This window comes from Streptomyces sp. NPDC006476 (genome assembly GCF_040612015.1).
Classification (GTDB): Bacteria; Actinomycetota; Actinomycetes; order Streptomycetales; family Streptomycetaceae; genus Streptomyces; species Streptomyces griseorubiginosus_B.
Window position 1 is genome coordinate 24190 of sequence record NZ_JBEXPK010000053.1, and the last position, 25766, is coordinate 49955.

Annotated in this window: 30 protein-coding genes; 19 read left to right on the forward strand and 11 right to left on the reverse strand. The window is 67.3% G+C overall.

Going from position 1 to position 25766, the window contains the following annotated elements; genetic code table 11:
- Positions 1-10: 10 nt before the first annotated feature.
- The 4 genes from ABZZ74_RS39050 to ABZZ74_RS39065 all read left to right on the forward strand — a co-directional run bounded on the left by ABZZ74_RS39050 (position 11) and on the right by ABZZ74_RS39065 (position 4166).
- Positions 11-1501 carry a putative T7SS-secreted protein gene (locus ABZZ74_RS39050; protein ID WP_356773338.1) on the forward strand — a complete coding sequence of 497 codons (1491 nt, stop codon included), beginning with the start codon at positions 11-13 and terminating at the stop codon, positions 1499-1501.
- Between the two features lie 582 nt (positions 1502-2083).
- Positions 2084-2881, forward strand: coding sequence for a hypothetical protein (locus ABZZ74_RS39055; protein ID WP_356773340.1), 798 nt, complete (start codon positions 2084-2086; stop codon positions 2879-2881).
- 48 nt (positions 2882-2929) lie between these two features.
- A complete protein-coding gene (locus tag ABZZ74_RS39060) occupies positions 2930-3580 on the forward strand; it encodes a hypothetical protein (RefSeq protein WP_356773342.1) in 651 nt (216 codons plus the stop codon).
- The gene (locus tag ABZZ74_RS39065) at positions 3573-4166 is read left to right on the forward strand and encodes a hypothetical protein (RefSeq protein ID WP_356773344.1); all 594 of its coding nucleotides are present in this window, start codon (positions 3573-3575) and stop codon (positions 4164-4166) included. Before ABZZ74_RS39060 ends, ABZZ74_RS39065 begins: the two co-directional genes overlap by 8 nt.
- 50 nt (positions 4167-4216) lie before the next feature.
- On the opposite strand, the gene ABZZ74_RS39070 is transcribed toward ABZZ74_RS39065, so the two are convergent.
- From ABZZ74_RS39070 to ABZZ74_RS39115, 10 genes are all read right to left on the reverse strand, one after another.
- Positions 4217-4969 (reverse strand): hypothetical protein, encoded by a 753-nt coding sequence (locus ABZZ74_RS39070; RefSeq protein WP_356773346.1) that lies wholly within the window; start codon positions 4967-4969, stop codon positions 4217-4219.
- A 37-nt stretch (positions 4970-5006) separates the two neighbouring features.
- Positions 5007-5924: a hypothetical protein gene (locus ABZZ74_RS39075; protein ID WP_356773348.1), complete on the reverse strand. Its 918-nt coding sequence runs from the start codon at positions 5922-5924 to the stop codon at positions 5007-5009.
- Between the two features lie 95 nt (positions 5925-6019).
- Entirely contained in the window at positions 6020-7237 is a 1218-nt protein-coding gene (locus ABZZ74_RS39080; RefSeq protein ID WP_356773350.1) for an enoyl-CoA hydratase/isomerase family protein, read from the reverse strand.
- A gap of 1 nt (position 7238) precedes the next feature.
- Positions 7239-7541, reverse strand: coding sequence for a hypothetical protein (locus ABZZ74_RS39085; protein WP_356773352.1), 303 nt, complete (start codon positions 7539-7541; stop codon positions 7239-7241).
- A 60-nt stretch (positions 7542-7601) separates the two neighbouring features.
- Positions 7602-8639: a hypothetical protein gene (locus ABZZ74_RS39090; RefSeq protein ID WP_356773354.1), complete on the reverse strand. Its 1038-nt coding sequence runs from the start codon at positions 8637-8639 to the stop codon at positions 7602-7604.
- The gene (locus ABZZ74_RS39095) at positions 8636-9289 is read right to left on the reverse strand and encodes a hypothetical protein (protein ID WP_356773356.1); all 654 of its coding nucleotides are present in this window, start codon (positions 9287-9289) and stop codon (positions 8636-8638) included. Before ABZZ74_RS39095 ends, ABZZ74_RS39090 begins: the two co-directional genes overlap by 4 nt.
- 533 nt (positions 9290-9822) lie before the next feature.
- Entirely contained in the window at positions 9823-10761 is a 939-nt protein-coding gene (locus ABZZ74_RS39100) for a hypothetical protein (RefSeq protein WP_356773358.1), read from the reverse strand.
- Between the two features lie 74 nt (positions 10762-10835).
- Positions 10836-11489: a hypothetical protein gene (locus tag ABZZ74_RS39105; protein ID WP_356773360.1), complete on the reverse strand. Its 654-nt coding sequence runs from the start codon at positions 11487-11489 to the stop codon at positions 10836-10838.
- A gap of 353 nt (positions 11490-11842) precedes the next feature.
- A complete protein-coding gene (locus ABZZ74_RS39110) occupies positions 11843-12109 on the reverse strand; it encodes a hypothetical protein (protein WP_356773362.1) in 267 nt (88 codons plus the stop codon).
- A 273-nt stretch (positions 12110-12382) separates the two neighbouring features.
- Complete coding sequence (locus tag ABZZ74_RS39115) at positions 12383-12640, reverse strand: hypothetical protein (protein WP_356773364.1); 258 nt, start codon at positions 12638-12640, stop codon at positions 12383-12385.
- Between the two features lie 156 nt (positions 12641-12796).
- Between ABZZ74_RS39115 and ABZZ74_RS39120 the strand changes: the two genes are divergently transcribed.
- From ABZZ74_RS39120 to ABZZ74_RS39190, 15 genes are all read left to right on the forward strand, one after another.
- Entirely contained in the window at positions 12797-13117 is a 321-nt protein-coding gene (locus ABZZ74_RS39120) for a type VII secretion target (RefSeq protein WP_356773366.1), read from the forward strand.
- Positions 13114-14514 (forward strand): putative T7SS-secreted protein, encoded by a 1401-nt coding sequence (locus ABZZ74_RS39125; protein ID WP_356773368.1) that lies wholly within the window; start codon positions 13114-13116, stop codon positions 14512-14514. The genes ABZZ74_RS39120 and ABZZ74_RS39125 overlap by 4 nt, the downstream gene beginning before the upstream one ends.
- Positions 14515-14559: 45 nt before the next feature.
- A complete protein-coding gene (locus tag ABZZ74_RS39130; RefSeq protein ID WP_356773370.1) occupies positions 14560-15351 on the forward strand; it encodes a hypothetical protein in 792 nt (263 codons plus the stop codon).
- Entirely contained in the window at positions 15348-16151 is an 804-nt protein-coding gene (locus ABZZ74_RS39135) for a hypothetical protein (RefSeq protein ID WP_356773372.1), read from the forward strand. The genes ABZZ74_RS39130 and ABZZ74_RS39135 overlap by 4 nt, the downstream gene beginning before the upstream one ends.
- On the forward strand, positions 16148-16816 hold the full coding sequence (locus ABZZ74_RS39140; RefSeq protein WP_356773374.1) for a hypothetical protein: 669 nt from the start codon (positions 16148-16150) through the stop codon (positions 16814-16816). The genes ABZZ74_RS39135 and ABZZ74_RS39140 overlap by 4 nt, the downstream gene beginning before the upstream one ends.
- The gene (locus tag ABZZ74_RS39145; RefSeq protein ID WP_356773376.1) at positions 16816-17397 is read left to right on the forward strand and encodes a hypothetical protein; all 582 of its coding nucleotides are present in this window, start codon (positions 16816-16818) and stop codon (positions 17395-17397) included. Before ABZZ74_RS39140 ends, ABZZ74_RS39145 begins: the two co-directional genes overlap by 1 nt.
- 390 nt (positions 17398-17787) lie before the next feature.
- On the forward strand, positions 17788-18519 hold the full coding sequence (locus ABZZ74_RS39150) for a hypothetical protein (RefSeq protein WP_356773378.1): 732 nt from the start codon (positions 17788-17790) through the stop codon (positions 18517-18519).
- Between the two features lie 17 nt (positions 18520-18536).
- The gene (locus ABZZ74_RS39155) at positions 18537-19385 is read left to right on the forward strand and encodes a hypothetical protein (protein ID WP_356773380.1); all 849 of its coding nucleotides are present in this window, start codon (positions 18537-18539) and stop codon (positions 19383-19385) included.
- Entirely contained in the window at positions 19382-20689 is a 1308-nt protein-coding gene (locus ABZZ74_RS39160; protein ID WP_133043402.1) for an ATPase, T2SS/T4P/T4SS family, read from the forward strand. The genes ABZZ74_RS39155 and ABZZ74_RS39160 overlap by 4 nt, the downstream gene beginning before the upstream one ends.
- 5 nt (positions 20690-20694) lie before the next feature.
- On the forward strand, positions 20695-21669 hold the full coding sequence (locus ABZZ74_RS39165) for a type II secretion system F family protein (RefSeq protein ID WP_356773383.1): 975 nt from the start codon (positions 20695-20697) through the stop codon (positions 21667-21669).
- Positions 21666-22589: a type II secretion system F family protein gene (locus ABZZ74_RS39170; RefSeq protein ID WP_356773385.1), complete on the forward strand. Its 924-nt coding sequence runs from the start codon at positions 21666-21668 to the stop codon at positions 22587-22589. Before ABZZ74_RS39165 ends, ABZZ74_RS39170 begins: the two co-directional genes overlap by 4 nt.
- Before the next feature lie 62 nt (positions 22590-22651).
- Positions 22652-22903: a hypothetical protein gene (locus ABZZ74_RS39175; protein WP_133043400.1), complete on the forward strand. Its 252-nt coding sequence runs from the start codon at positions 22652-22654 to the stop codon at positions 22901-22903.
- Positions 22904-22926: 23 nt separating this feature from the next.
- Positions 22927-23379, forward strand: coding sequence for a TadE family protein (locus ABZZ74_RS39180; RefSeq protein ID WP_133043399.1), 453 nt, complete (start codon positions 22927-22929; stop codon positions 23377-23379).
- Entirely contained in the window at positions 23379-23831 is a 453-nt protein-coding gene (locus ABZZ74_RS39185; protein WP_356773388.1) for a TadE/TadG family type IV pilus assembly protein, read from the forward strand. The genes ABZZ74_RS39180 and ABZZ74_RS39185 overlap by 1 nt, the downstream gene beginning before the upstream one ends.
- Complete coding sequence (locus ABZZ74_RS39190) at positions 23828-24289, forward strand: pilus assembly protein TadG-related protein (protein WP_356773390.1); 462 nt, start codon at positions 23828-23830, stop codon at positions 24287-24289. The genes ABZZ74_RS39185 and ABZZ74_RS39190 overlap by 4 nt, the downstream gene beginning before the upstream one ends.
- Positions 24290-24299: 10 nt before the next feature.
- Here ABZZ74_RS39190 and ABZZ74_RS39195 read toward each other — a convergent pair whose 3' ends face one another.
- Complete coding sequence (locus ABZZ74_RS39195) at positions 24300-25712, reverse strand: sigma-70 family RNA polymerase sigma factor (RefSeq protein WP_356773392.1); 1413 nt, start codon at positions 25710-25712, stop codon at positions 24300-24302.
- Between the last annotated feature and the right edge of the window lie 54 nt (positions 25713-25766).

A 25766-nucleotide genomic window follows, 5' to 3' on the forward strand; every position in this document is an offset into this window, starting at 1 on the left:
TGAGTGGGCGGTGATCGGTGAGTCGGCCGACCCGATCCCGGGTGATCCTGAGGAAGTAGCCAAGCTCGGAAGGGATCTCCGCAGGACTGCGGAATCCATCAAGAAGCAGGCGGACGAGATCAAAGCGCTCGCATCCGTCGAATCCTGGAAGAGTAAGGCGGCGACGGAGTTCCGAGAGCAGGCCGAAGGAGCCGAAGGGAAGCTGCGGAAGGCGTTCAGACGCTACGACACCGCAGCTGACGCCCTCGGCGGAAAGGTGGTCGACGGCGGGTCTTCCCGGGAGTACGCCTCGGAACTCCATCGTGCCCAGCAGATGGCTGACAGGGCGCTACGGGACGCCCAGCACGCCCACGACGAGCAGCAGGCGAGCAGTGGTGCGATCGACAAGCTGCCGAAAGACACCCCGGATGACGACCCCGGCCGAAAGAAGCTGCAGCATCGCCACGAAGCGGCGAGTGCGGCAATGGAACGGGCGAAGAAGGACCTCGAGGTAGCCAAGGAGGTCCGGGACACGGCAGCCAAGAGGGCCAGAGACGCCATTCGGCACGCCATCGACCACGACGGCTTGAAGGACAGCCGCTGGGACAAGTTCAAGGGCTGGGTGCACGACCATGCCGCGCTCATCGAGAAGATCCTGGCGGTGTCCGGTTGGGTCGCGACTATCTGCGGGACCCTGTCTCTGATGGTGGGCTGGATTCCGGTCATCGGCCAGGCGCTTGCGGCTGTCCTTGGGAGCATCGCACTCTTTGCCACCGTGGTGTCCCTCGTGGGTCACACGCTCTTGGCCCTGGCAGGTGAGGGCAGTTGGTTCGATGTAGCCCTTGACGTGGTTGGCCTGGTCACGCTGGGCATCGGCCGTGGGGCAATTGCCGGGGCCAAGGGTGCGTCGCTCGCCGCCAAGGTTTCCGCGCGGTCGGCGGCGGGCCGGGCGCTGAGAGCGGGCATTAGGTCGAAGCCTGGCACGGCCGCATACCAGCGGGCACTCAACCAGACTTGGAAGAAGGCCAACCAGCTCAGTGGTCAGGCCCTCCGTGGCAAAGCCGGAGCCAAAGCGCTCGCCGATGCGCCGAAGGGCTGGAACCCCGGTGCCGCTCGACTGAAGGACGCTTTCAGCCCGAAATCGATCGGCAAGGAGTTCCTGGACGGCTTCAAAGGGGTCAAGGACTTGGGCCCGAGCAACCTTCGGCAATTGGGTCACAGCGACACTTGGTCGGGAGTGCGCCCGAGGATCGGTGACTCCGGAATCGCCGACCTCGAAAAGAACCTGGGGCAGATCTCGGAATCCGTTCGGGGTGATGGTGCGGTGAAGGCGGCCAGCGATGTGTTCAAGGCCCAGACTAGAATCTGGGCGGGCTCGACAGGTTTCGCATCGGCCACCGACCTGCTCGACAAGGGTGAGATCACGGGATGGGTCGGCGACCATATCGGGGTAAAGGGGCTGGACGACGGGGTCTGGTCGGCTACCGGAGTCAAGGATGCCACGACGACAAGTAGCGGATGAGCAGGACTGGTGATGGCCGAGAAGTCAGGACGCGGCGACGAATCGGGGAAACTGCCCGAGCCTGTGGTGCGCCCTCGGGGCATGAGGCCACACGGTGTTCAGGCCGTCCGTCGGGCCCGGCTCTATTCCGACGGGGCGGCCCTCGTCCTACGTGACCGAGGTCTGAGTGAGCACCGGTACCCGGTCAGCTCCGGGGGAATCCGGCGTGCTGTCTTCTCGCCACCATCCGCTGAATTGTGGGTGGCCGGCTCGGTGCGGCCTGTCGAGCGCTGGGGTGTGCTGGCATTCCAAGAGGAGGACGGACAGCCCATCCTTGAGGTCCCACTCGCAGATTGGCTACCGGAGGCCAATGTCGTCGGGACTCTGGACCTGCGGCCGGAGAAGTGTCTGGACCGGACTGGGCTGAGGGAGCTGGTAACAGCTCTCGGAATTCCCTTGGAGGCGAACCCACAGCCCCGCGTGGGTGATTCAGCGCGAACAGATGGGGGGAACAAGGCGGATCGGGCAGTTCACAGAGAACTGCCCCGTTGGTACAGCTGGGTCAGAGGGTTTGGGATCTTCGGCTGGTTTGCCGCTCTCGTCGTGGCCTTCGCCGCTGATGTGGACTGGTTCCTGCCAGTTGCCGCGGGAGCCTTGTTCCTCGTGCCAGCAGCGGACACAGTGGTGCGTTTCGGCGTACGGCTGAGCAATCGGCGGTCTGACAGCGCGCAGTTCACCGATGCCGTCGTGATCGCGCCCGATCCGGCGGTCGAGGCCGAAGTGACTCGGAGATTCCTTCGCACCGCGTCCGTGCGCGTGCTGCCCGGCGACGTGGTGGTAACGGACACCATCGGTCAGGAGCGCTGGATCGCGAGGAGGGGAGCGCATGGCATCTCGCGGCTGGTGCGACTGACCGTTCCGGGTACCCGGCAGCCCCTCGGAGTGGAGTTCCGAGATGGGAACGGCGAGGTTCGAGCGCTGCTGCCGTGGAGTTACTGGTTTGCCGGTCCGCAAGGCCAGGATCGATGGACTGAGATGGTGGCCGCCCTCTCAGTCCCCGAAGCGGACGAGGAGATACGGCGCGCTGGACCTCAAGCACCGGCCACGGATCCCTGGTGGACGGGACACATCCTCGCTGCCGATGTCCGAATGATGTCGCCGCTGCGCGCCAAGGAAGCCCGACAAGAGACCAGTTGGCACCGCACAGTCGTCGGTGGCAATGAACTGTTGCTCGTCCCGCTCTTCAGCCTCGTCTTGCTGGCCGGAGTCTTTGGCGACGACGGAGCTGCGCGCCTGGCGGGTTTGCTTTCCGCCCTGACCATCGCAACCGAGCTGGCCCCGGTCGCGGTCAGCTCATTGATCAGCCGGGTCTACCGCGACAAGCCGGGCGGGCATGGCTAAAGCTGCTTATTTCAGATCCACGACTAAACGGACGACCCCGGAGCCCTCATGACCTCGAATGGGACCGGCGCCAGCGGCGCTTCCCCTCCAGCCGACTATCGGTTGCTGTTGCCGGACAGTTGGTTCCGTGTACGGATCGACCCCGATGGGCGTGAGCAATCGGTCGATGCGCTGGTGGACCGCCAGTTCGAGGGAGTCGACAACGCCCCCCACATCAAGCGGCAACTGCGCGATCGGCTTCTCGCACAGGCCGTCGCGGCATACCAGGACGGTGGGATCGAGCTGTACCTGAGCCTGCAGCAGGCGGGCCCGCTGACGATTCCCGCATCGCTTTTGATCACGCTGGTTACACCACCCCCCGGAGGATCCCTGCCGGCTACTGCCGATCTGGTAACGCGCCTCGCGGCCGATGGGGATGGGGACGTCTCGCTGGTTGAGTTGCCCGCAGCGACGGCGGTACGTGTGCGCCGAGAGACGGGTCAGCCTGACCGTCCAGCTCCGGCCGGTGCACCGGGAGACCCGGACGAGGTACTTCCGTCGATCACGTTGGACTACCAACTGCCAGTACCCGCTACCGAGGCCTACCTGCTACTGACCTTCTCCACCCCCCTCATCCAGATCGGTGACGCGATGGTTGAGCTCTTCGATGCGGTGGCCGGTTCTCTGACTTGGCTGGACGGTGATGGCGCCCATGAGTGACATCCAGGCGTGCGGCATCGTCTGCCCGACGGATTGGGTGCCGCTTCCGCTCGATCCCTCGGACGACGTCAAGAGATGGGCGAAACGTACTGCGGCGGATCTGACTGAGCGGAGCGGCGCGGCTGGCCACAAGCTGGACGTGTCCTTGTTGCGAAGGGACTTGAGAACTCGGGCGGAGGACAGTCGCAACCGCGCCCCGCTGTACGCTTTTGCTTTCTATCCCGACGGCTTCGACACCGCCCTCGGGCTGCTGGAAGTCGACGTTATTCGTCCCGACGATGCGGTACCCCGTATCACCCTCGAGTGGCTTGCCGAAACTTTCACCGCAGGCGATTTCGGTCCCCCTCTGATCTCGCGTACCGAGCTGCCCATCGGGCCTTCAGTACGCCTCCGCCAGAACTTCGCCGCCGACGGCGCACCACGCCGCGGCCCCGGAGTTCTACTGCAGAGCGTCATGTACGGAGTTGTTCCAACGGGAGCGGAGAGTGCCCTGGTACTTCTGGTGTCGTGGACGGCTCCAGGCATCGATGAGGAAATGGAAGAGGCAGCGGACAGCATCGTGCAGACGTTGACTGTTGAATTCTAAACCGCGTCCATTTCGAGAGCGCCGCAACCACCCAGGCCGTCTCGTGGGCCTCACCCTTCCCCGGAGGCGGAGTCCAGCGACTTCTCGGCGTCTTCCTCGACCGGATCCGAGAAGGAAACCGTCTGGAGGACGGTCGACATCAGGCGATACAACTCGGCCCAGTGGTCCATCGATGCCGTGTAGAGCGTGAAAATCGCAGTGAACGGGCCCGTGGAAAAGGGGATGTGGACCTGTATCTGCCCGGTGAGGAGTTTTGTCCCCTCGCCACTCGCCGATACGTCCGGACTGACGGTGTACTCACGCAAGGTGATGCAGGAAACCGCGGGGCCACACGGCAGGTCGAGCCAGATTGCGTTGTTGTACGGATCGCTGGAGAGTGCAGCGAGCACGCCCTGGGCCACGATATCCGGGTCCGGGACGGTTTGATCCGTGGGGGTGATGGCCACCGTGAGAGCGCATTGGGCGACACCGGCGGAGGGTTCGTATCTGGTCACCTCCCCGTCCGTCGTGCCGCCGTCCTCCGCGGTGGAGAACAGTCCCATCGCGGCATAGGAGAGACCGGAGTCCGCCATGAGTTCTACAATGGCCGCGTAGTACGGGGCAGCGAGTTCCCAGATGGAATCGTCACCTCGCGAGTACAGCTGTCGTACGAATGAGCTGGCACCCTCGACGCGTTCCTTCGGTGTGGCGGCCAGCGGAAGGGCGAAGAACCCCTCGGGAGTTACGAACCAGAGGGGAGGCAGGCCGCCGTTGGCAGGATCGACGTAGATAGTGGGCGCGAGGTTGGCGGAGGCAAGGTTCATCCGGTGATGGGCCGTTCTGATCGGTGCGGACCAAGAGTCAGGTCAGCATGTCTTCTTTGTGCCGGTCCATGTATTTGAGTTCGGTGCCGTTCGCATCCATGACGGTGTTGAGGCCTGAATGGCCGAAGAACGCGTGTGTCGTACTCGGTGCCAGGACCTCGATCCGAAAGCAACCACAGGAGTTACGTTTCACCAACGGTGGTTGAGCGTCCGGTGCCTGGGCTGCTGCGAACGTTGTGGCAGTGTTTCGCTGTGCAGGCGTGAGCGAATCCAGCGGGATGAAATCCAGGCTTTCGATCAGATATCGGGTGAGCCTCTCCCGATTGGTGCTGCTCACTCTGCACCACGAGCCATCAGCGAACACGATCTTCGCGTCATTGCCGATCCTGAAATCTCGGAGCTCGACTCTTTCGATGCCGGACCGTGGGATTTCCCAGAGCAACTCGTCATCAATAAGATGGTCGTTCCCTTTGGCATAGGGGAAACCGACGATCACGAGCCTGCGGTCGGTGATGACGGCATGGGTGCGATAGTCCTTGGCGGACGAGCGCCCCGGGTCCATTCGCCAGGGCAGGGTACGGGCGATACTGCCCGGCGCGGCCCACATGACGGGGAAGTCGTCGACTTCGTCCGTCTCGTCGTGCGAGGTGTCAGTTCCGGCATCGGACGACTGGTTGCCTCCGATGTTGCCTCCATGGGAGGAGAGGAATCCCATGATGACAGCGCCGGCAGCAAGTGCTGCGCCCTTGACGGTGCTGCGGGCAGCCGTACCCCCGACGGAATGAGCGGTATAGGTCGGTCCTGCAGGCCAGCCGGGCAGTTCGCCCTGGATGTCGTTCCGCTCGGTGTCGCGGAACCATCGCATTCCTTTAACGCGGGTCGCCGCACCCGTGGCAAAGACGATGGGGGCGCGAGCGATCAGTGTCTCGTCCGATGCGGGCTGCCAGACGCTCATTTCAGGCGAACCTCCTTCGGAGTGAGCGGGTTGCCATGCAGTCGCGCTTCACTGTGTCACACGGCATTTCCTGGCGTGTTGCCGAGGCGGTCGGCCTAGTCATCCTTGAGGTGCCCGTAGATCTTGGGTGCGATCTTGAGGCCCCCGTCGAGGGCCCTGCCACCGAGACTCAGTGGGTCGAGTTTCAGGCCGAGGGCATTGGCGCCCTTCGAACCGATCAACTGTCCTGGAAGATAGCCCTGGGTGGTTAGACCACCCATGCGGGACATCAGACCGCTGCTCGAATGAGCAACCTCGTAGACATCGTTGGACATGCCGCCGATCTTCACCAAGCCACCTCTACCGAGCCCGCCCGTGATGTTCGTGGACTCCTTGCCGAACGAGAGGAAGACCCGGGCGTTACCGATCTTTGATGCCTCGAATCCCCTGCCAAGCTTTCCGGCAGTGGCGATCGCCTTGGCCTCGCCGACCACCTTGGCTCCCTTGCCGAACATTCCGATTCCCGGCAACAGGCCCACCGCGTCGAGGCCGACCTGCATCCAACTCACGTCCGCGCCAGCTGCCTTGGCCAAGCCGTGTGCCGCCAGAGTCAGGCCACTTCCGATGAGGGCCGCCGTACCGAAGATGGCCGCGAGCGGCGGGAACGGGAGCGTGACGATGGCGAGCATGCCCAGCACCGCGGTGATGTCGCTGAGCACATCCCCGATTGCCTTGATCAGGTCTGCGTGCTCCGTGAGCCAGTCGCCGGTGGCGTCCCAGGCGTTCTCGATGTCCTTGCCCAGCTTGTCCCAGAAACCGGGTTCGTCGGGCGCTATGTCGCCGGCCTTGTCGAGTTCCTTGCTTATCTGTCGGGCGGCCTGACGATACTCTTCCTCCAGTTCGTGGACCTTCTGGATGACGCCGTCCACGGCGCTGGAGGCTTTGCCGAGTTCCTCACTGCCCTTGCCGTCGGCCTTGGCCTCGGCCTTCGACTGGGCATTGAGTTTCTCGCCCGCGGACTTCTCCAGCCTGTCCGCTCGGTCCTGGAAGTCCTGGAGTTCGTTGGCCCATCGGTGCAAGGCGCGGGAGGACTTATCGAAGGAATCGTGACTCTTGCGGATGAGAGGGGTGACATCCTTGCCGATGTACTCGGTAAAGGCGATCGCGGTCTTGCCCTTCCAGGCACCGCATTCGATACGCTCCAATTCACCCAGCGCTGTGCCCAGCTCACCTGCCAGTTTGCCCAACTGCTTGGCGAGAACCCGGGTGTCCTCCACATTTCCCGGCGTGGGATCCCAGCCTATGTGAGGGAATGCGGGCCGCTGTGCTGCCACGTCACTTGTCCTTCTTCTGCGGGGACTTGAGGGACTCGGCCAGATCAAGGTCGAGCTTGCCGAAGCTCTCCCCGATCTTGTTGATCATCTTCACGGCGCCCTGGGTGTGTTTGCCGAGTTGCTTGATGCCGTAGGCCCAGTCGTCGGCGAAGTCATGCACGTCGTCGACAAGTTTGCTCTCGCCGACCGCCGTGGCGTCGGTGTTCTTGAGGGCGCGGCGGGTGGTCTCCATGCGGTCGCTTATGGAGGAGAAGGTCTTCTTCAGGTCCTGGAAGACGGTGTCTTCGAGACGGAGGTCACTCATGTCGAACTCGGTTTCTCATGACAATGGACGGCCCATGCCTGCGGGCCGTCCACGGGTTCGTCAGCGGTTCACGGCTTGGATTTCCTGGACGGTGACGTTCTGAGTGGCGCCGAAGGTGCCGTCGGGCAGGTCGTCGCCGGTGCCGTCTGAGCCGGTCCAGTGGATCTTCCAGGTGATGGTGGCCTTGAGCGGGTAGGTGCCGTTGCCCGAGGAGCGCAGGTACTTCACGCCGCAGGGCGGGGTGTCGTTCGCCTTGCCCTTGGCGTAGGGCTCGCCGATGCGGCCGCCGTTGATCTGGCAGACGCCGGAGGCGGGGTAGGTCTGCGCGTCGGCGGTGCCGGGGTCGATCTTCAAGGAGATCGGTTCGGCGGTCGTCGTCGCGGAGATGCCCAGGACCGGCACGGAGGCGGTGACGGAGACTGGTTTGAACTGGGCGCCGTCCAGCCATGCCCAGGTCGGCAGGTTGACCTTGGTGGTGTTGGCCGGCGCGAGGGTCACTTTGGTGCTCGGGACCCGGATCTCGTTGTAGGCGAGTTCGGCGAGGATCTTGGGCGTCACGGCGTTCTGGACGTTGGCCGGGGGAGGATCGCCCTTGTCCACCCAGAAGATGGGCTCAGTGCACTTGTCCCAGCCGGGCGGGAAGCTCTCGTTGGCGTACGAGTCCCACCAGTAGCCCTTGCCGGTCTTGTCCTTGTTGAAGTCTTTGTATGTGCCGGGAGCGTCGCCGCCCTTCTCGTACTTGTTTCGCTGCTCTAGGTCCCACTGTGACCCGGTTGACTCGGCGTTCCAGATCGGCTCCAGGTACGCCTTGAGTTGTGCGGGCGTGTACTTCGGGGCGTACCAGCAGGCGGGTGGGGTCCAAGCGGTGGTGGAGGTGACGGGGCCGACGGAGCTGCCGGAACCGTTCTTGGAACGGTCATAGACGATGACGCCCGCGCTGAGGGTGCCATTGTCGGAACCACCCGACGTCTTCTGTCCCGGCTTGGGCGGAGTCTTCGAGCCTCCGCCAATGCCAGTGTCAGCCGTGGCGGCCCCCGCGCCTGCCAGGATTGAGCTGACGAGCGACAGTGTGATCAGCAACCGCGAGCCAGATCTCATGGCTGGCACTTGGAACTCCCCCTCACGGACATGAGCTTCTGGACTGCCCAGACACCGTTCCCGTTCTTGTGCAACTGGGTGCTGTAGAGCACGTAGCTGTTCTTGGTGACAGCTGTCTTGTTGACCTTCTTGGTCTTCAGATAGAGGTCGTAGGCTTTGCTCTGGTCCTCGCAGTACACCAGCGAGGCCTGATCCGAGGCGCTGATGTTCACCACCGGGGCGTAATAGCGGTAGTGGCCTGTCGTTCGAGCATCCGCCTTCACATACGCCTGAACGTATCGCTGGATCTGTGCGGCGGCCTCGCCCTCGTAGTAGAAGAGGTAGGTCTTGTCTAGCGGATTCTGGTTCGCGATGGCCAGATCCACTGCCTTGATGGACTGCTCACTGTCTGCAAGTACCGCGTCCTTGGCTGCGTTGCCCGTTTTGGACCAGTCGAAGGTGTACGAGAGATCCGCGGGCAACTCGATCTTCGGACGTGCAGCCGTGCTGGAGGCCGAAGCACTCGGGGAAGCTGTAGTCGCGCTCCCCGTATCCGCCCCCGCGATCTTGTCGTTGGCTTTCGACCCGTCACCCCCGCTCCCGCAAGCCGTCAGCAGCAGGGCTGTGGCTGCGGTGAGCGCGACGGCGGTGGGCAAGGTGCGGCGCTTCACTGTGGTGGACTCCCCGTGAGACTGAAGTACATCAAGGGTACGAACGTTATCGGTGGGGTTCTTGCTTTCGCCAGCGCGAAGTTCCCTGCGAACGCTTTCAATTGGGGACTTAGCGGGCGCGAGCAGTGTGGGACGTGTCCTGACTGTGCTCTAACTGGCTGTGAGTCCGGATGCGTTGGAGTCTCGCGTCCAGGCATCGGTCGATGCTGGAGATTTCGGTTCGCGATTGCGGCTTCCTCCTTCTCGGACACCCACACGGCGGATACGCCGACTTACGCGGCATCGGCTCCACGCGACCGCCGGCCACGATCTCCAGCCTGTCGCTGTCAGCCGTCACGTTGCCTTTCGCGTCGACCATGTAGATGCCGAGCATCAGGCGAGAGCGGCGGTGGGTGGAGTCCAAGTCCAGGACGCCAGCCGGGGGTGGTAGTGCGTTGCGCGGTCCTAGCAGGCATAGATGTTGAAGCCGGAGCGCGTCGGGGCGTGGACCTCGACGATGGAGGGTCCATGCCTGCGGACCGTCCACGGGTTCGTCAGCGGTTGACGGCTTGGATTTCCTGGACGGTGACGTTTTGGGTGGCGCCGAAGGTGCCGTCGGGCAGGTCGTCGCCGGTGCCGTCTGAGCCGGTCCAGTGGATCTTCCAGGTGATGGTGGCCTTGAGCGGGTAGGTGCCGTTGCCCGAGGAGCGCAGGTACTTCACGCCGCAGGGCGGGGTGTCGTTCGCCTTGCCCTTGGCGTAGGGCTCGCCGATGCGGCCGCCGTTGATCTGGCAGACGCCCGATGCCGGGTAGGTCACCGCGTCTGTCGTGCCCGGGTCGATCTTGAGGGAGACCGGCTCAGCGGTCGTCGTCGCGGAGATGCCCAGGACCGGCACGGAGGCGGTGACGGAGACTGGTTTGAACTGGGCGCCGTCGAGCCATGCCCAGGTCGGCAGGTTGACCTTGGTGGCGTTGGCCGGCGCGAGGGTCACTTTGGTGCTCGGGACCCGGATCTCGTTGTAGGCGAGTTCGGCGAGGATCTTGGGGGTCACGGCGTTCTGGACGTTGGCCGGGGGAGGATCGCCCTTGTCCACCCAGAAGATGGGCTCAGTGCACTTGTTCCAGCCCGGCGGGAAGCTCTCGTTGACGTACGAGTCCCACCAGTAGCCCTTGCCGGCCTTGTCCTGGTTGAAGTCCTTGTACGGGTGGCCGTTCACGTACCTGTCGCGTTGTTGGGAGTCCCATTGGTCGCCCGTCGAACCGGCCGCCCAGATCGGCTCCAGATACGCCTTGAGCTGCGCGGGTGAGTACTTCGGGGCGTACCAACAGGCCGGTGGGGTCCAGGAGGTCGTCGAGGTTACGGGACCCACGGAGCTACCGGAACCGTTCTTGGAACGGTCGAAGACGATGACACCCGCGGACGCGGAGATCTCGTCGCCCTTCTGGTCGCCATTCACCTGCGTCTCGGAACCCGTGCCTTTGCCTCCGGGCACAAAGTCGGCCCAAGCTGCCGGGCAGGACGTGGCTACGGCGCCTCCCACTACAGCCAGGCACACCAGGAGTCTGCTTATGGCTGGCACTTGGCGGCCCCCCGGACGGAGATGATCTGGGACGTTTGCCAGACCCCTTCGGCGTTCTTGTCCAAGCTGGTGTTGTAGAGGACGTAGCTGTTCTTGGTGACTGGCGTCTTGGCGATCTTGTTGGTCTTCTTGTCCTTGCTGTAGCCCTTGCTCTCGTCGGCGCAGAACGTGAGTGTTGCCGAGGACTTGCCTGTCAGCGTCACCGTCCGGTCGTAGTACCGGGCCACGCCGGTGAGCGTGGCTCCGGCCTGTTTGAACTCGGCGACCCAGGAGAGGGCGGCCTCAAGCGCCTTGCCCGTGTTGTAGAAGGCGAGCGCCTGGCCCTTGGGGTCCGTTCCGGTGATGGCGGCATCCACGGCACGCATGCGTTCCGCGTTGTCAGCCAGTACGGCGTCCTTCACCGAGTCACCTGTCTTCGTATCCTCGAAGATCAGGTTGAGGTCGGAGGGCAGTGCGATCTTTGGCCGTTCGGACGCGCTGGAAGCGGAAGCACTCGGCGAAGCCGTCGCCGAACTTCCCGTGTCCGCCCCTGCGATCTTGTCATTGGCCTTGGAGTTGCCGCCCCCGCCGCCGCAAGCCGTCAGCAGCAGGGCCGCTGCCGCGGTGAGCGCGGCAGCAACGGGCAAAGAGCGGCGATTCACAGTTGAGCTCCCCGTGAGACAGAAGTTAAGCCAAGAGGTCTGACGGTATCGGGATGCTTCCCGGTTTCACCAGAGCGAACTTCCCCCGCGATGTGCGCAGTTCAGGGTGTACTGGATGTTTTGTGTGGTAATCCCGGCTCGTCCGGAACCGGCCGGCCAGGTCGGTTCCAGGCACGCCTTCAGTTGCATGGACGCGAACTTCAGTGCGTATCAGCAGGAGACGCGGTCCATTGGTCTCCGAGCGACCGGCGATCCAGGCACCGTTTCCTGGGCGGTCGGCCATGGCGGCAGAGGCCGAGAACAGACAGATCGATGACGTGAACTACCGTCGCTACACCCCCTCGGAGTCCGTGTTACGGCTGGCACCGATCGGCTCCTCGTGAGGAAACGATCTTCACCAGTTCCCAGACCCCCACCGCGTTTTTCGCGACCTGCACGCCGTAGGAGACGTAACTGTTCTTGGTCGTCTTGGTCTTCTTGACCTCGCCGGTCTTGATGACCTTGTTGTAGCCCTTGCTCTCATCTCCGCAATACGTAAGTGACGCCTTGTTGTCGGATGCGACGGAGACCTGCCGGTCGAAGTAGCGGACGGTTCCGGTGACCGTCAGCCCTGCGTCCACAAAGGACAGGAGGGTGCGCCAGGGAGCGGGCTTCTGGTCTGGCTGGGCCAGCCAGTTGAGGGTGTCGCCGTCGATCGTCTTCGCCCAGGCGATCGGTTCGTAACGAGATCGTCGCTGAATTCCTGCGGCTGTTCGTCCTCCTCTCCTCCAGCGGGCGGCCTGCCGGATCGTAGGTGTAATCCATGTGTCGCCGACGGGGTGAGCGCGCGCACCAGTCGGCGGTCCGTGTCGTGCTCGAAGGTGTACGACGCTCCCTCCGCGCCCGTCTTGCCGTCAACAGGTCGAAATGGCCCGGGGACTGCGCGATCCGGCGGTCGCCGGGGTCCGTGTGGGCGACCGGGTTGCATTCCGCGTCGAACCCACGAGACCAGCCCTTCCACCGTCCAGCCGATGTCGAGGGTGCTGCCCAGGGCGTCCGTCGCCTCGGGTGATACGGCCCAAGGCGTCGCGCGCGGCGGTGGTGGTGCCGCGGGCGTCCGTCACCGATAGCAGCAGGCCGGCCGCGTCCGTGGAAAAGCCGCGGTCAGACACCCCCAAGGGCGTCCCTGATTTTCTCGGCGCCTCCCCAAGCCTTCACTCCGGCAAAGCAATCCTGGACGCTCCCTTTGCAGTCCTTTGGTTGCTGGCCGAAAAGCCGTCGAAGGACAGTAACCCTGGCTGCCCATGCCTGAGGGGCGGATGTGACGTATGCGTACGGGGGTCGAAGTGGCGGATCACGTCAAGGTGTCCACGTCGGAGCTGAAGGAGATCAGCAGGTCGGTGGCTCGGCTCAAGGCGAACTTCGAGCAGGCCAGGGACCTTGTCGACAGTTACGGCGCCGAGATCGGGTCGGGAGACGTCGCCTCCGCGCTGGACGACTTCGCCGACGACTGGAAGAAGAAGCGCAAGGAGCTCTGCGACGGCCTGGAGTTCCTCGGGAAGACCGCCGGCGCGGCGGCGAAGGCCTACGACGGTGTTGATCAGCATCTGGCGGACGCGCTGCTCAAAGCCCAGCCGGGGGACAAGTGAGCTACGACTTCTCCGGCGTCGACTGGCAGACGGCGCGGTATGACGACAAGGAGTTCGCGCCCGGCGATCCGTATGAAGTCGCCCGGCTCGGCAAGCGCATCGCCGACACCGCCAAGCTCATCGAGGAGCAGGCCGGAAAGCTGAACAACCTCGTCGACGGGAACGGTTGGGACTCCGACGCCGGCCGGGCGTTCCAGGACAAGACCCATGACACCGTCGGGCTGCTCACCAAGACGCATCAGCGGTACGCCGCCGCCGCTTCCGCCCTCGGGTCGACCGTGCCGTACGAGCCGATCGCCGACACGGTCCGCGAGAACTGGGCCACCGCTCTCAACCACGCGCAGAACCTGGTGCGTACGGCCCTGAAGAAGGCGCAGGCCGCCGACGCGGACGGCAGCCGGTACCAGAAGCAGATCGACCAGCATCCCGGGCCGGACGAACACCCCGACAAGCAGAAGCTGAAGCGGCAGAAGGACGCCGCGGACGGGGAGTTGGAGGCCGCGAAGAGGGATCTGCGGCGCGCGCTCGAGTACCGGGACACCCAGGCCGGGTACGCGGCGAAGGCCATCCGGGACGCTCTCGACCATGACGGGCTGAAGGATCCCGCTCATCACTGGTGGGACAACTGGAAGGACTGGGTCGCGGAGGTCGGGCACTGGGCGGGGGTGGCCGCCGCCGCGCTCGGGGTGCTGGCCCTCGTCCTCAGTTGGGTACCGATCCTCGGCGAGGTGCTCGGCGCGCTGGCGCTCATCGCCTCGGTCGTCGCCCTGGTCTGCGACACCGTCTCGGCGCTGGACGGCAAGGGCACCTGGCTGGACGTCGCCATCGACGTGGTGGGTGTGCTGTCCTTCGGCGCCGGACGGGTCCTCGGGACAACGGCCAAGGAGGCGGCCATGGCAGCCCGGGCCTCCTCCGCGGTCAAGGACTTCCAACTGGCCCGGGAGGTCGGGCTGAATCCGGCGACCGCCCGCGATCTCGCCGAGGCGCTCAACGGTGTCAAGCCCGGGGAGATGAGCAAGGCGCTCGCCGAAGGTCCCGCCAAATTGCTGCCGAGGATGCGGTCGGTGGTCAAGGAGACGTTCAACGTCAAGGGATACGTGAACGACATCCGCGACGCCCGGGAAGTGCACGCGGCGGCCAGGGCCTTCGCCGAAGAGGCGCCGAAGATGTCGGAGATCGCGGACTCCTCGTTCAAGACCATGGCAGGCCAGGCGAAGACCCTCTACTACGGCAGTCAGGCACTGCCTCTCCTGGCCGGCTGGGCGAACCTGGCCCACACCCACTCCGGCGAGCCGTTCGTCACCGGACCGAACTGGCTCCAGGGGGCGAAGGAGCTTCCGGTGATCGGCGCCGGCGGAACACCGTTCTACAACTGGCGCTGGAGCACCAGCGGTTGACCCGGTCGGCCGACTGGAACCCAGTGCGGAGAGAGCAAGGATCACGTGGCGAGCGACGAAGACCGGTCCGTCGACGAACTGTTCGCGGAACTGCCGGAGAAATGGCAGCGGGCGCTGGAAGAGGTCGGCATGGGGCTGCCGGAACTGCGCCGTATCGCAGCCGGGCCCGACGGCATGCAGCGGGTGCGCCGCATCCTCTCCGAGTTCTCCACCAGTCCTCGCTCCGAGCGGATGGGGGACAACAGGGGGTCGGCGGTGTGGCCGTGGGTCCGACTGCTCCTGGTGGCCGCCGCCTCCATCGTCGTGTGCCTGCTTCTGAGCCTGCTCCTGGGCAAGTTGGCGGGGCTGGTGGGCCTGGGGCTCGGGATGCTCGTGATTTGGCTCGTCTTCAAGACGCCGGACAACCGCGGCGTCCGAGTCGCACGGTTCCTCACGGCGGCGGCCTACTTCGTCTCGGTCCTGGTCGGGACGACCTTCGTCAACGCCTGGTATCTGCAGGTGCGGGGCGTGGAGCAGACGGCCACCCTCGTCTCACCGACCCGTCAATGGACCCACGGCACCCGTGAGACGTACTGCAGAGTCCGGCTGGCGGACGGTTCCGTCCACGAGGTGATCGACAACAAGGACGACTGCGCCCACCGAGTGGGGCAGACGACCAAGGCCGTGGTCGACCCCGCGGGCCACTACAAGCCTTCCCTCGGTACGAAGTCGGACATTGGCGGCATCGCGGAGGGGTACGTCTTCCTGGGCGCCGCGGTGGTCCTCGTGCTGACGCCGGCCACCGCCCTCGTCCTGGGGCGGCGTGACCGCAACCGGGCGCTCAGGACCGTGGCGTGACCGAAAGGGGCACGGCGGACGAGCTGTTCGCACGATTGCCGAGCAGCACGCGACGCACACTGGAGCAGATCGGTCTGGGGCTGCCGGTGCTGCGCCGGATCGCCGCCGAGGAGGGCGGTGAGCGGCGTGTGCGGCACATCGTCTCCGAATTCACCCCGTCCGCTGACTGGCGAGACCTCGGGCGTGACACCCCGGTGTGGCGGTGGATACGGCTGCTGCTCGTCGCCGCGGCCGGCGTGGCCGTATGCCTGGCCTCCACGTATCTGGTCGGCCCGTACGCGTTGCTCGTGGGCGTTGTGTGTGCGCCGGCCGTGGGGTGGGCCGGGTCCAGGGCGCGGGCGTCGGGAGCGGAGCTGGTCGTGTGCTGCCTCGTCGGCTTCTCCTACGTGGTTCTGATCTGGGTCGGTTCTCAGCAGGCCGACCAGTGGTATCTGCACCTGCGCGGACGTGCGGCCAGGGTCACCTACGCCAGGCCCCTGCGCTCGGAGTCCCACGGCGTTTCCACCCTGTACTGCCGTGTCAGGCTTCCCGACGGCTCGGTCCGCCAGGTGATCCGTAACGACAAGACGTGCACGGAGGCGACCATGGTCGGTCTGAGAACGCGGGCCGTGGTCGACCCGGCAGGGCACTACCGGCCGTTTCTCGGGGGCGTGTCGGACCTCGGCTTCGGCTTCTGGGACCACCTCTGTCTGGGCGCCGCCACCGTACTCGTCCTCGCCCCGCTGACCACGGCGCTCGTGAGCGGGCGGAGCGCGCTCAGGGGCCGTGGGAGCGGTCGGGCGGGCGGTGCCACGGCATGAGCGACGACATGAGGGCCAACGGACAGCCGATCGAGCCGAGCGAAGTGAGTGTGACCATGGGCATGGCGACCGACCCCGCCCCCGTCCTCCCACCCCCCTCCGACTACCGCCTCGCCGTCCCCGAAGGCTGGGAGCGCGTCGTCCTCGACCCCGACCGCTGGCCCCACCGCATCGACAAGCTCGTCAACCGGAGCCTGCGCCGCACGAAGGCCACCCCGCAGCTGAAGGCGGCGCTCGCGGAGCGGATGCGGGCTCAGGCGGAGGCGGCGCACGCCAACGGCGGGCTGGAGATGTACGTCGTCAACCAACTCCTCGGCCAGATACCGGTCTCCGCCGGACTCGTCGTCACGCTGCTCAAACCACCGCCCGGTACGGCCGCCGGCGAGCTGTCCGACATCGCGCTCTCCCTCGGCGCCCGGGGTGAGGACGTCACCATGACCGACCTCCCCGCCGGTCCCGCCGTACGACACCTGTACCGCCGCCGCCCCGCCCACGACGACGCGGACGGCAACAAGCTCACCGTCACGCACCTGGACGTCTATCTCGCCGTCCCACAGGCCGATCAGCGGCTGCTGCTGTCCTTCTCCACCCCCATGGAGCCGCTCGCCGACGCGCTGGTCGGCCTCTTCGACTCCATCGCCCGCACCCTGCAATGGATGGCCTGATGCCCGCCTTCTCCTCGTCGACCGTGCATCTGAAGGCGCCGGACGACGCCGTCCGCCTGCCGGTACGGGAACCGGTCGACCTCGCCGCATGGGCGGCGGAGGCGGCCCGGGAGCGGACGGACGACGAGCGGCTGGTGCCGGCCCTGGCCGAGGAACTCCACGACGCCGCCGCCGACGCCCGCACCCGCGGCCCCGTCACCGCGCTGTCGTACGTCCCGGAGCCCCACCGGGGCGAGTTGGCCCGCATCGAGCTCTCGGCGCTGCTCGCCGACGACACGTACCCGACGATGACCGTCGACCTCCTGGCCCGCTACCTCACCACCATCACGGCGATCTCCTTCCGCCCACCCGAGGCGGAGTACCACGACCTCCCCGCCGGCCCGTCCGTCCGTGTGCGGCACGCGTACGTCCAGGACGCCGACCGGGACGGCACGGGGACCATCCTGGAGACCTGCGCGTACGGGATCGTGCCGGACGAGGGGTGGGGGCTGGTGCTGCTGACGTCGTGGCGGGCGATGGCCCGGACCGACGAACTGTGCGCGCTGACCGACGACTTGGCCAGGACCGTCACGATCGGGTGAACCCGGACGGGGCAAAGATCATGACACGGTGGCTCAAAGGCTTCGTGAGCGAATCGTGCAGGCCTCATGGGTGGAGCGTGATGAACGTCCCGGTACGGGTGGGATGTCGGAGCGGTGCCGGATTCACTGACGCACAGGTGGCGGAGGGTTCCGAGGCCGCGCACAACTGGGGAGTACGCACTTCGAGTTGCAGGTGGATAACGGTGTGCGCGGTGCGGTCCAGGAGTCAGGACGCGCCTTGAGGGGCTTATGTGCGGCTGATACGGTGCCATGGCTTGACACTCACTTCTGTGCTGGACAGCCCGCCGGTCGCAACCCGGGGTCAGTGGTCGGGAAGTGTGAAGTGTCCATATTGGTAGGCAATTTCTTGGGTGTACGGGGAGCTGTTGCGTGAAGATCCAAGAGCGTACGGGGGCGGGCGCGGGACGTTCCGCGGTTCCGGCTCAACCGTCGGTCGGTGACCGGCTTCCCACTCCTCCTCGCGAGCGCAAACCCGCGCTGGCAGCGTTGGCGGTGCTGTTGATCCTGCTGGGTGCGCTCGGTGCCACGACGCTGGTGCTGCAGGCAGGCGACCGGATCGAGGTCATCGAGCTGACCGGCGACCTCCAGGCAGGCGACTCCATCACCGACGCCAAGATCACCTCCGTGATGGTGAACAAGGACTCGGGCGCCGAGTTCGTGCCCTGGTCGCAGCGCGAGCTCCTCAAGAAGCTCCAGGCCAAGTCCACCCTCTACAAGGGCACGGTCCTCGTCGGCCCGATGTTCGCGACGAAGAACTCCCTTGCACAGGGCAAGGCGACCGTCGGCGTCTCCCTCAAGGAGGGCCAGTACCCGACCGGCCTGAAGGCCGGGGACAACGTCGCCGTGTACCGCGTGGGCAGCAACTCCTCCTCCAGCGGTGGCTCCTCCAGCTCGTCCTCGTCGAACAGCTCGTCCGGTGGGGGCAACTCCCTGCTCGTCGAGCGGGCCGTCGTGGCCGACGTCAAGGACAACGGCAGCGGCGACGTCATCAGCAGCACCAGCCTGCCCGTCACCCTGACCGTCGACGCCTCCGACGCCGCCGCCCTCGCGCAGGCCGCGTCCGACGGGTCGGTCGCCGTCGTCCTCATTCCCGGCAACTAAGAGGCGGCACCCAACCCATGGCCCTCATCGCCCTCGCCGCCGACAAGGGTTCCCCCGGCGTCACCACCGCGGCCGTCGCGCTCGCCGCGGTCTGGCCGCGTCGCGTCCTGCTCGCCGAGACCGACCCGGCGGGTGGTGACCTGGTGTACCGCAGTGCCGCCGCGCACGGCGGGCCGCTGAACCCCAACACCGGCATGCTGTCGATAGCCGCGACCGCCCGCCGCGGCCTCGTACCCGACCAACTCTGGGACCACGTCCAGCCGTTGAGCGGCGGACTCGAAGTGCTCGTCGGACTCGGGATCGCCGAGCAGGCCGCCGGTCTCACCGGTCTGTGGCCCACCCTCGGGCACGCCTTCGCGAGCCTCGCCGACTCCCCGAACGCGCCCGCCGACGTCATCGCCGACTGCGGCCGCATCAGCGGCGACACCCCCGCCGTCGACCTGTTCCCGCACGCCGCCCTGGTCCTGCTGATCAGCCGCACCGAGCCGGAGGCGATCGCCCGCGTCCGCGACCGCGCCCTCGCGCTCGCCAACAAGCTGCACGGCGGCCCCCGCGGCGCCGCGAGCCTCGCCACCCCGCTGATCGGCGTGATCCTGATCGCCGACACCAACAGCGCCGGCAAGATCGCGAGCCAGGTCAACGACATGCTGGTGCACGCCCAGACCGGCGCCCGCGTGGTCGGCACCATCGCCGACGACCCCGCCGGAGCCGACCAGTTGGCCGGACGCAAGCGCGGCCGGCTGGAGAAGTCCCTGCTCATCCGCTCGGCCCGCAAGGTCACCGCGGACCTCTACCAGCAGTACGGCGCCGCCTGGTCCGTACCGACCCATGGCCAGGTCAGCGGCCATGCGGGGGCCGGGGCATGACGGCTGTCGACCACCAGTTGGTCAAGCGGTTCCGGCAGGACGCCGGTGACCGCATCGCCGAACAGCGCCGGCTCGACCAGGCGAACAACGTCACGCCGATGTCCACCGAGGACGAGCGGCAGTACGCGCGCGCGGTCATAGCCCAGATCCTGGAGGAGTACGCCCGCACCGAGATCAACGCCGGGCGCACCCCCCTCGACGCCGAGACCGAGGAGCAGTACGCCGCCGCCGTGCACGCGGCGCTGTTCGGCGTCGGCCGGCTGCAGCCGCTGCTGGACAACCCCGAGGTCGAGAACATCGACATCAACGGGTGCGACCAGGTCTTCGTCGGGTTCGCGGACGGGCGGGAGGTGAAGGGGGAGCCCGTCGCCGAGACGGACGAGGAGCTCATCGAGCTGATCCAGGTGCTCGGCGCGTACTCGGGTCTGTCGTCCCGGCCCTTCGACTCCGCCAACCCCCAGCTCGACCTGCGCCTGCCGGACGGTTCGCGGCTGTCGGCCGTCATGGATGTGGCCCGGCGGCCGGCGCTGTCCATCCGTCGCGCCCGTATGGGCAAGGTCTTCATCTCCGACCTGGTCGGCAACGGCACGCTGGCGCCCGAGGTCGCGCACTTCCTCGCCTGCGCCGTCCGGGCCCGCAAGAACATCATGATCGCGGGTGCGACGAACGCCGGTAAGACGACTCTGCTGCGGGCCCTGGCCAACGAGATCCCGCCGCACGAGCGTCTGATCACCGTCGAGCGCGCGCTGGAGCTCGGGCTCGACACCTTTCCCGAACTCCACCCGAACGTCGTGGCGTTCGAGGAGCGGCTGCCCAACTCCGAGGGACAGGGCGCCATCAGCATGGCGGAGCTGGTGCGCCGGTCGCTGCGTATGAACCCCTCCCGCGTCATCGTCGGTGAGGTCCTCGGTGACGAGATCGTGACCATGCTGAACGCGATGTCGCAGGGCAACGACGGCTCGCTGTCCACGATCCACGCCAACAGCTCCAGCGAGGTCTTCAACCGTATCTCCACCTACGCGCTCCAGGCGTCCGAGCGGCTGCCCATCGAGGCCAGCCAGATGCTGATCGCGGGCGCGGTGAACTTCGTCGTGTTCATCCAGCGGCGCAACAACTACCAGACGGGCGGCCGCCTCCAGCGCATGGTCACCTCGGTCCGCGAGGTCAACGGCGTGGACGGCCGGGTGCTGTCCAGCGAGGTGTTCGCCGAGGCGCCGGACGGCCGGATCGTGCCGCACGCGCCGATCTCGTGCCTGGAGGACCTGATGCAGCACGGCTACCGGCCCACCGGAACGTGGGGGTGAACACGATGACTTCAGTGGCACTCGGGTCGCTCGGCTCCATGGGCGGGCTCTTTTCCACCACCGTCCTGTACTCCATCGGGTCCGGTGTCGCCGTCGGCGGCGGCCTCGCGCTGTTCATGGTCGCCGTACGCGGACTGCCCGTGAAGCCCGACCACGAGAAGCAGAAGGCGGCCGAGCGGGCGAGCGAGCTGATCCGGTTCGCCGGTCAGCGCGGATCGCTGGCCGCCATCATCGGCCTGGTCGTGCTGCTGCTGACCCGCTGGGCGGTCGCCGGGATCGCCGCCGGTGTCCTGGTCTTCTTCTGGGACCGGCTGTTCGGCGGCGCCGCCGAGGAACGGGCCGCCATGCGGCGCGTGGAGGCCCTCGCCTCCTGGACGGAGTCGCTGCGCGACACCATCGCCGGCGCGGTGGGCCTGGAGCAGGCCATCCCCGCGTCTGCGCGTGCCGCGGCCCCGGTCCTGCGTCCGCACCTGGACGCGCTCGTCGACCGGCTCCGCTCCCGCACCCCGCTGCCCGACGCGCTCCAGCAGCTCGCCGACGAGATCAACGACGCGTCCGCCGACATCATCGTCGCGGCCCTCATCCTCAACGCCCGCCTCCGCGGCCCCGGTCTGCGGCAGGTCCTCGGTGCGCTCGCGAAGTCGGCGCGCGAGGAAGTGGACATGCGCCAGCGCGTGATGGCCCAACGGGCCTCCACCCGCCGCTCGGTGCAGATCGTCGTCGCCGTCTCGGTCGCCTTCGTGCTCGGACTGTCCATCTTCAACCGCGAGTTCGTGGCGCCCTACGGCACGGCGGTCGGTCAGCTCGTCCTCGCCTGCGTGTGCGGTCTGTTCGCGCTCGGTTTCTGGTGGCTGCGCAAGCTGTCCACCATCGAGACGCCCGAACGCTTCCTGGTCCGCGACGAGTCCGGGGTGCAGTTCGTCCGGCCGCGGATGCCGGCCCAGTCGCCCGCCCAGCCGGAAGAAGGGGTACGACGGTGAACCTCACCATGCCGGTCGTCGTCGGCGCGGTCCTCGGCCTCGGCGTCTACGTCCTCGTGCGCGCCCTGATGCCGACCAGGCGCAGCGCGGTCTCGCAGGTCGCCCGCATCGACGCCATGCGGGCGCGCGGGGCGGCGTACGAGTCGGCGCGCACCGCACGCGACCAGGGCCGCCTCGGCTCGCTGCGGGCCGAAGTCGGCGAGCGGGTGGCCGAGTTCTATCTGCAGCAGGGCTGGGAGCAGCGCTCGCTGCGGGCGGACCTCGCGGTCCTGGAGCGCAGCTGGGAGAAGTTCCTGGCGACCAAGGTGCTGCTGGCGGTGGCGGGTCTGTTCTTCGGCCCGTTCCTGTTCGCGGTCGTGTGGACGATGGGCTTCGGCCACAGCCCGATCATCCCGGTCTGGCTGGCGCTGATGTTCGGGGCGGTGTTCTTCTTCCTGCCCGACCTGGAGGTACGGCGGGACGCGGCCGAGAAGCGACGCGACCTGAGGCGGGTGATCGGCGCCTATCTGGACCTGGTGTCGATGAGCCTCGCCGGCGGCCGCGGTCTGCCCGAGGCGCTGATGGCGGCGGCCGAGATCTCCGACGGCTGGGCCAACCAGCGCATCCGCAACGCCCTCGCCGACGCCCGTATCACCGGTGTCAGCCAGTGGCAGGCGCTGGGCGCGCTCGGCGAGGAACTGGGCGTCGAGGAGCTCAAGGACCTCTCCGCCTCGCTCGCCCTGGTCGCCGACGACGGTGCCAAGGTCCGCGAGTCCCTCGCCTCCCGCGCGGAGACCATGCGGCACCGCGAACTCGCCGAGATCGAGGGCAGCGCGGGCGAGAAGTCCCAGTCGATGCTCGTGGCCCAGCTGCTGCTGTGCGCCGGCTTCCTGGTGTTCCTGATCTTCCCCGCGGCCATGCGGGTGTTCCAGGTGCAATGACAAGGGCCGGTACCACCGACGCCATCCAGCCGCCGAACCGCTTCTGAGAGGAACAACTCATCATGAACACAAGGAACTTCACCACCGGCATCCCGGCCGTGGACTTCCTGGTCACCTTCCTGCAGGGACGGGTGCAGCGCGCCCGCTCCGGCGAACTGGACCGCGGTGCCTCCGCGGTCGAGTGGGTCATCATCTCCGCGGTCGTCGTGGCGATCGTCGGCGTGGTGGCCGCCATCATCAACGCGGCGCTGAGCGACGGCGCCAACAAGGTCGGCAACTGCATCAAGGGCGCCGACGCGGGCAAGACCTGCTGAACGCCCGTACGAGATCAACGGGGTTGTCGGTGCGCGTACGTCGCTGGGTACGCCGACGGGTGGAGGCCGCCTCCGCCCGCGGCGACTCCGGCATGACCGCGATCGAGTTCGTGCTGCTCACGCCGGTCCTCTTCTTCATGATCTTCGCGACGGTGCAGTTCGCGCTGTACTTCTTCGCCGACCACGTGGCGCAGGCGGCGGCCCAGGCCGGCGCCCGCAAGGCCCGGGCCACGGCTCATGACGAGCCGGGCGGCTGGCGGGGCGAGGCAGGGGACGTGGTGGACAGCTACATCCGCCAACTGGGTCCGCAGCTCGTGCTGTCGCCGGACGTGAAGATGGTGCAGCCGGATCAGAACACGGTGGGCGTGGAGATCACGGCACGGATCCCTACGGTCTTCCCCGGGCTGAACCTGACCGTGCACGCGCAGTCGGAAGGACCGGTGGAGCGGTTCGTGCAGGACAACGGGGGGAACTGATGGACGCCCACAGGGGTGATGACAGCCGGGGCGACGACAGCAGGGCCGACGACAGCAGGGGCGATGACCGGGGACTGTCCACCATCGAGGTGGTGATCCTCGCCCCGGTGATGATCCTGTTCATCCTGGTGCTGGTGGCCTTCGGTCAACTCGTCGACGGCCGTGGCGCTTTGGACGGCGCGGCACGGGACGCCGCCCGCGCGGGCTCGATCCAGAAGGACCACGGCACCGCGATGGCCGAGGCGCGGAAGGCGGCCGAGGCGGACCTCTCGGACGTCTGCTCCGGCCCGGTCTCCGTCGTACAGACCAGCCAGGGCTTCGAGCCGGACACCATCTTCACGGTCGAGGTCAGCTGCCAGGTCCGGGGCCTGGCGATGCTCGGCCTCGACGTCCCCACGACCCTTACCTCCAGTTTCAGTTCGCCCCTGGATCCCTTCCGGAGGACGGCATGAGGAATGCCGTGCGCAACTGGTGGTCCGCGCGCCGGGCGCGGCTCGACGACCGCGGCTCGGGCGCCGGCGCGGTCATCATCTTCGCGCTCGTCTTCCTGTCCCTGTCCGCATTCGTGATCGACGGCGGCCTGTCGATCTCGAAGCGCGAACGGGCCGCCGACATAGCGGAACAGGCGGCCCGTTACGCCGCCCAGGACATCGACCGGGAGGCCCTCTACGACGATGCGGGCGGCCCCGCGCCGATCAACTACCAGGACTGCGACGCCCGGGTGAAGACCTTCGCCCGGCAGATGGACATGTCCGGCGCGGACATCGCCGCGACCCACTGCGTGGCGGCCGACGCAGAACAGGTCCAGGTCGAGGTGCAGTTGACGTACACGCCGGTCTTCACGGGGATGTTCTACGGCGGTGACGTGGTCGTCCACGGGCAGGCGGTGGCGCAGAACGAGGTCGGCTGAGGCGCGGGCTTCAGTGGTGCGGGTGCCCGTGCCCGTGCTTGTGCTCGCGCTGTTCCGGTCCCGGTCCGTCATGAGGGCCGTGTGCCCCACCGCAGGTGTCGGTGGGCTCAGGCGTGGGCGCGGGTTCGGTCTCCGTGGGCGGGGTGACCGGGGGCGTCTCGCCGTCGTCTGGCGGGGGAGTGGTCTCGTCGACGGGCGGCGGACTGGAGGTGGCCGGGGGCGTCGGTTCGCCGCCGGTTCCGTCCGTGGGCGGGGGAGCGGGGTCCGTCTCCTTCGGTACGGTCGTCGGCGTCGGGACGGGCTCACTCGGTGCGGCGGTCGCGGGTACGTCCGTGGAGTCGACGCGGGGCTCCGTTACGGCCGTACCGCCGGCCGCCTTCGTCGCGGCGACCAGGTCCACCGGTACCGAAGTGCCCTCGCCGTCCCCCGACTTGACCCGTCCCTTCTTCACCGACGGCCCCACCGGAGCGTCAGCCACCGGTGTCCGTACCGCCGGTCCGTCCGCCGCCGGGACCCGGCCCGCCGGAGCGGTGGGTGGGCCGCCGTTGCCGAGCACGAGGACGAGTGCTGCGGCACCCGCCACGACCACCCCGGCCGCGGCGGCCACCGGCTTGGCTCCGCCGGTCAGGGCGTGCCGCACCCCGTGCAGCACGCCCTGTGTCCCCGTCGCGGAGCCCGCCGTGGCGAAGGCGAGCAGGTACTTCCCCGCGCCCCCCATCGCCAGCACCAGCAGCGCGGGTCCGACCAGCGCGGGCAGACGGTCGTTGGCGCTCATCAGTGCCGCGAGCCGTGCCCGGCAGTCCTCGCAGCCGTCCACGTGCCCGAGCAGCCGCTCGGACTGGCGCGCCGAGGCCGCCCCGCGCACGTACGCCGGCATCCGCGCCCAGTGCACCTGGCACGCGGGGTCGTCGGGCGCCCCGGTCTGCTCCCGCAGGAACGCCTGCCGCATGCCCTCGCGCGCCCGGTGCAACAGGACGGCGGTCGCCCCCTCCTTGGTGCCGAGCTGCGGCCCGATCGCCGCCAACGGCTGCCCCTCCGCCTCGGCCAGCCACAGCGCCTTCACCCACCGCTCGGGCAGCTGCTCCAGCACCCGTACGACGAGGTCCACGGAGGACACCCGCTCGGCCGGATCGCCGCCCTGCGCGGGCACCTGCGCCTGCTCGTCGCCGTGCGGATCCCGCGGGGTCTCGCGTACGGCGGTGCCGGCGGCGGTCGCGAGATGGCGGACCGTCGTCATCAGGTACGCGGGGACGTTCTCGATCTCGTGCCCCTGAGCAAGGCGGCGCCAGACCCTGAAGTGGGCCTCGGCCACGAGGTCCTCGGCGGCATGGGCGTTGCGGGTGAGCGAGCGGGCGTACGCGACGAGGCGGGGTTGCTGCTCCTCGTAGACGCGGGCGTACGCGGCCGTGGAACCGTCGGGCATGGCGGAACGCTCCAGTTGCTGCCTGCTGGGGGAAGGACGGGGCAGAAGGCTTGT

Coding starts and splice junctions, on each gene's coding strand:
- ABZZ74_RS39195 (WP_356773392.1), bottom strand. CDS start 25,712: ATGCCCGACGGTTCCACGGCCGCGTACGCCCGCGTCTACGAGGAGCAG.
- ABZZ74_RS39155 (WP_356773380.1), top strand. CDS start 18,537: ATGGCCCTCATCGCCCTCGCCGCCGACAAGGGTTCCCCCGGCGTCACC.
- ABZZ74_RS39085 (WP_356773352.1), bottom strand. CDS start 7,541: ATGAGTGACCTCCGTCTCGAAGACACCGTCTTCCAGGACCTGAAGAAG.
- ABZZ74_RS39140 (WP_356773374.1), top strand. CDS start 16,148: ATGAGCGACGACATGAGGGCCAACGGACAGCCGATCGAGCCGAGCGAA.
- ABZZ74_RS39075 (WP_356773348.1), bottom strand. CDS start 5,924: ATGAGCGTCTGGCAGCCCGCATCGGACGAGACACTGATCGCTCGCGCC.
- ABZZ74_RS39185 (WP_356773388.1), top strand. CDS start 23,379: ATGGACGCCCACAGGGGTGATGACAGCCGGGGCGACGACAGCAGGGCC.
- ABZZ74_RS39070 (WP_356773346.1), bottom strand. CDS start 4,969: ATGAACCTTGCCTCCGCCAACCTCGCGCCCACTATCTACGTCGATCCT.
- ABZZ74_RS39165 (WP_356773383.1), top strand. CDS start 20,695: ATGACTTCAGTGGCACTCGGGTCGCTCGGCTCCATGGGCGGGCTCTTT.
- ABZZ74_RS39065 (WP_356773344.1), top strand. CDS start 3,573: ATGAGTGACATCCAGGCGTGCGGCATCGTCTGCCCGACGGATTGGGTG.
- ABZZ74_RS39060 (WP_356773342.1), top strand. CDS start 2,930: ATGACCTCGAATGGGACCGGCGCCAGCGGCGCTTCCCCTCCAGCCGAC.
- ABZZ74_RS39090 (WP_356773354.1), bottom strand. CDS start 8,639: ATGAGATCTGGCTCGCGGTTGCTGATCACACTGTCGCTCGTCAGCTCA.
- ABZZ74_RS39190 (WP_356773390.1), top strand. CDS start 23,828: ATGAGGAATGCCGTGCGCAACTGGTGGTCCGCGCGCCGGGCGCGGCTC.
- ABZZ74_RS39160 (WP_133043402.1), top strand. CDS start 19,382: ATGACGGCTGTCGACCACCAGTTGGTCAAGCGGTTCCGGCAGGACGCC.
- ABZZ74_RS39145 (WP_356773376.1), top strand. CDS start 16,816: ATGCCCGCCTTCTCCTCGTCGACCGTGCATCTGAAGGCGCCGGACGAC.
- ABZZ74_RS39120 (WP_356773366.1), top strand. CDS start 12,797: ATGCGTACGGGGGTCGAAGTGGCGGATCACGTCAAGGTGTCCACGTCG.
- ABZZ74_RS39175 (WP_133043400.1), top strand. CDS start 22,652: ATGAACACAAGGAACTTCACCACCGGCATCCCGGCCGTGGACTTCCTG.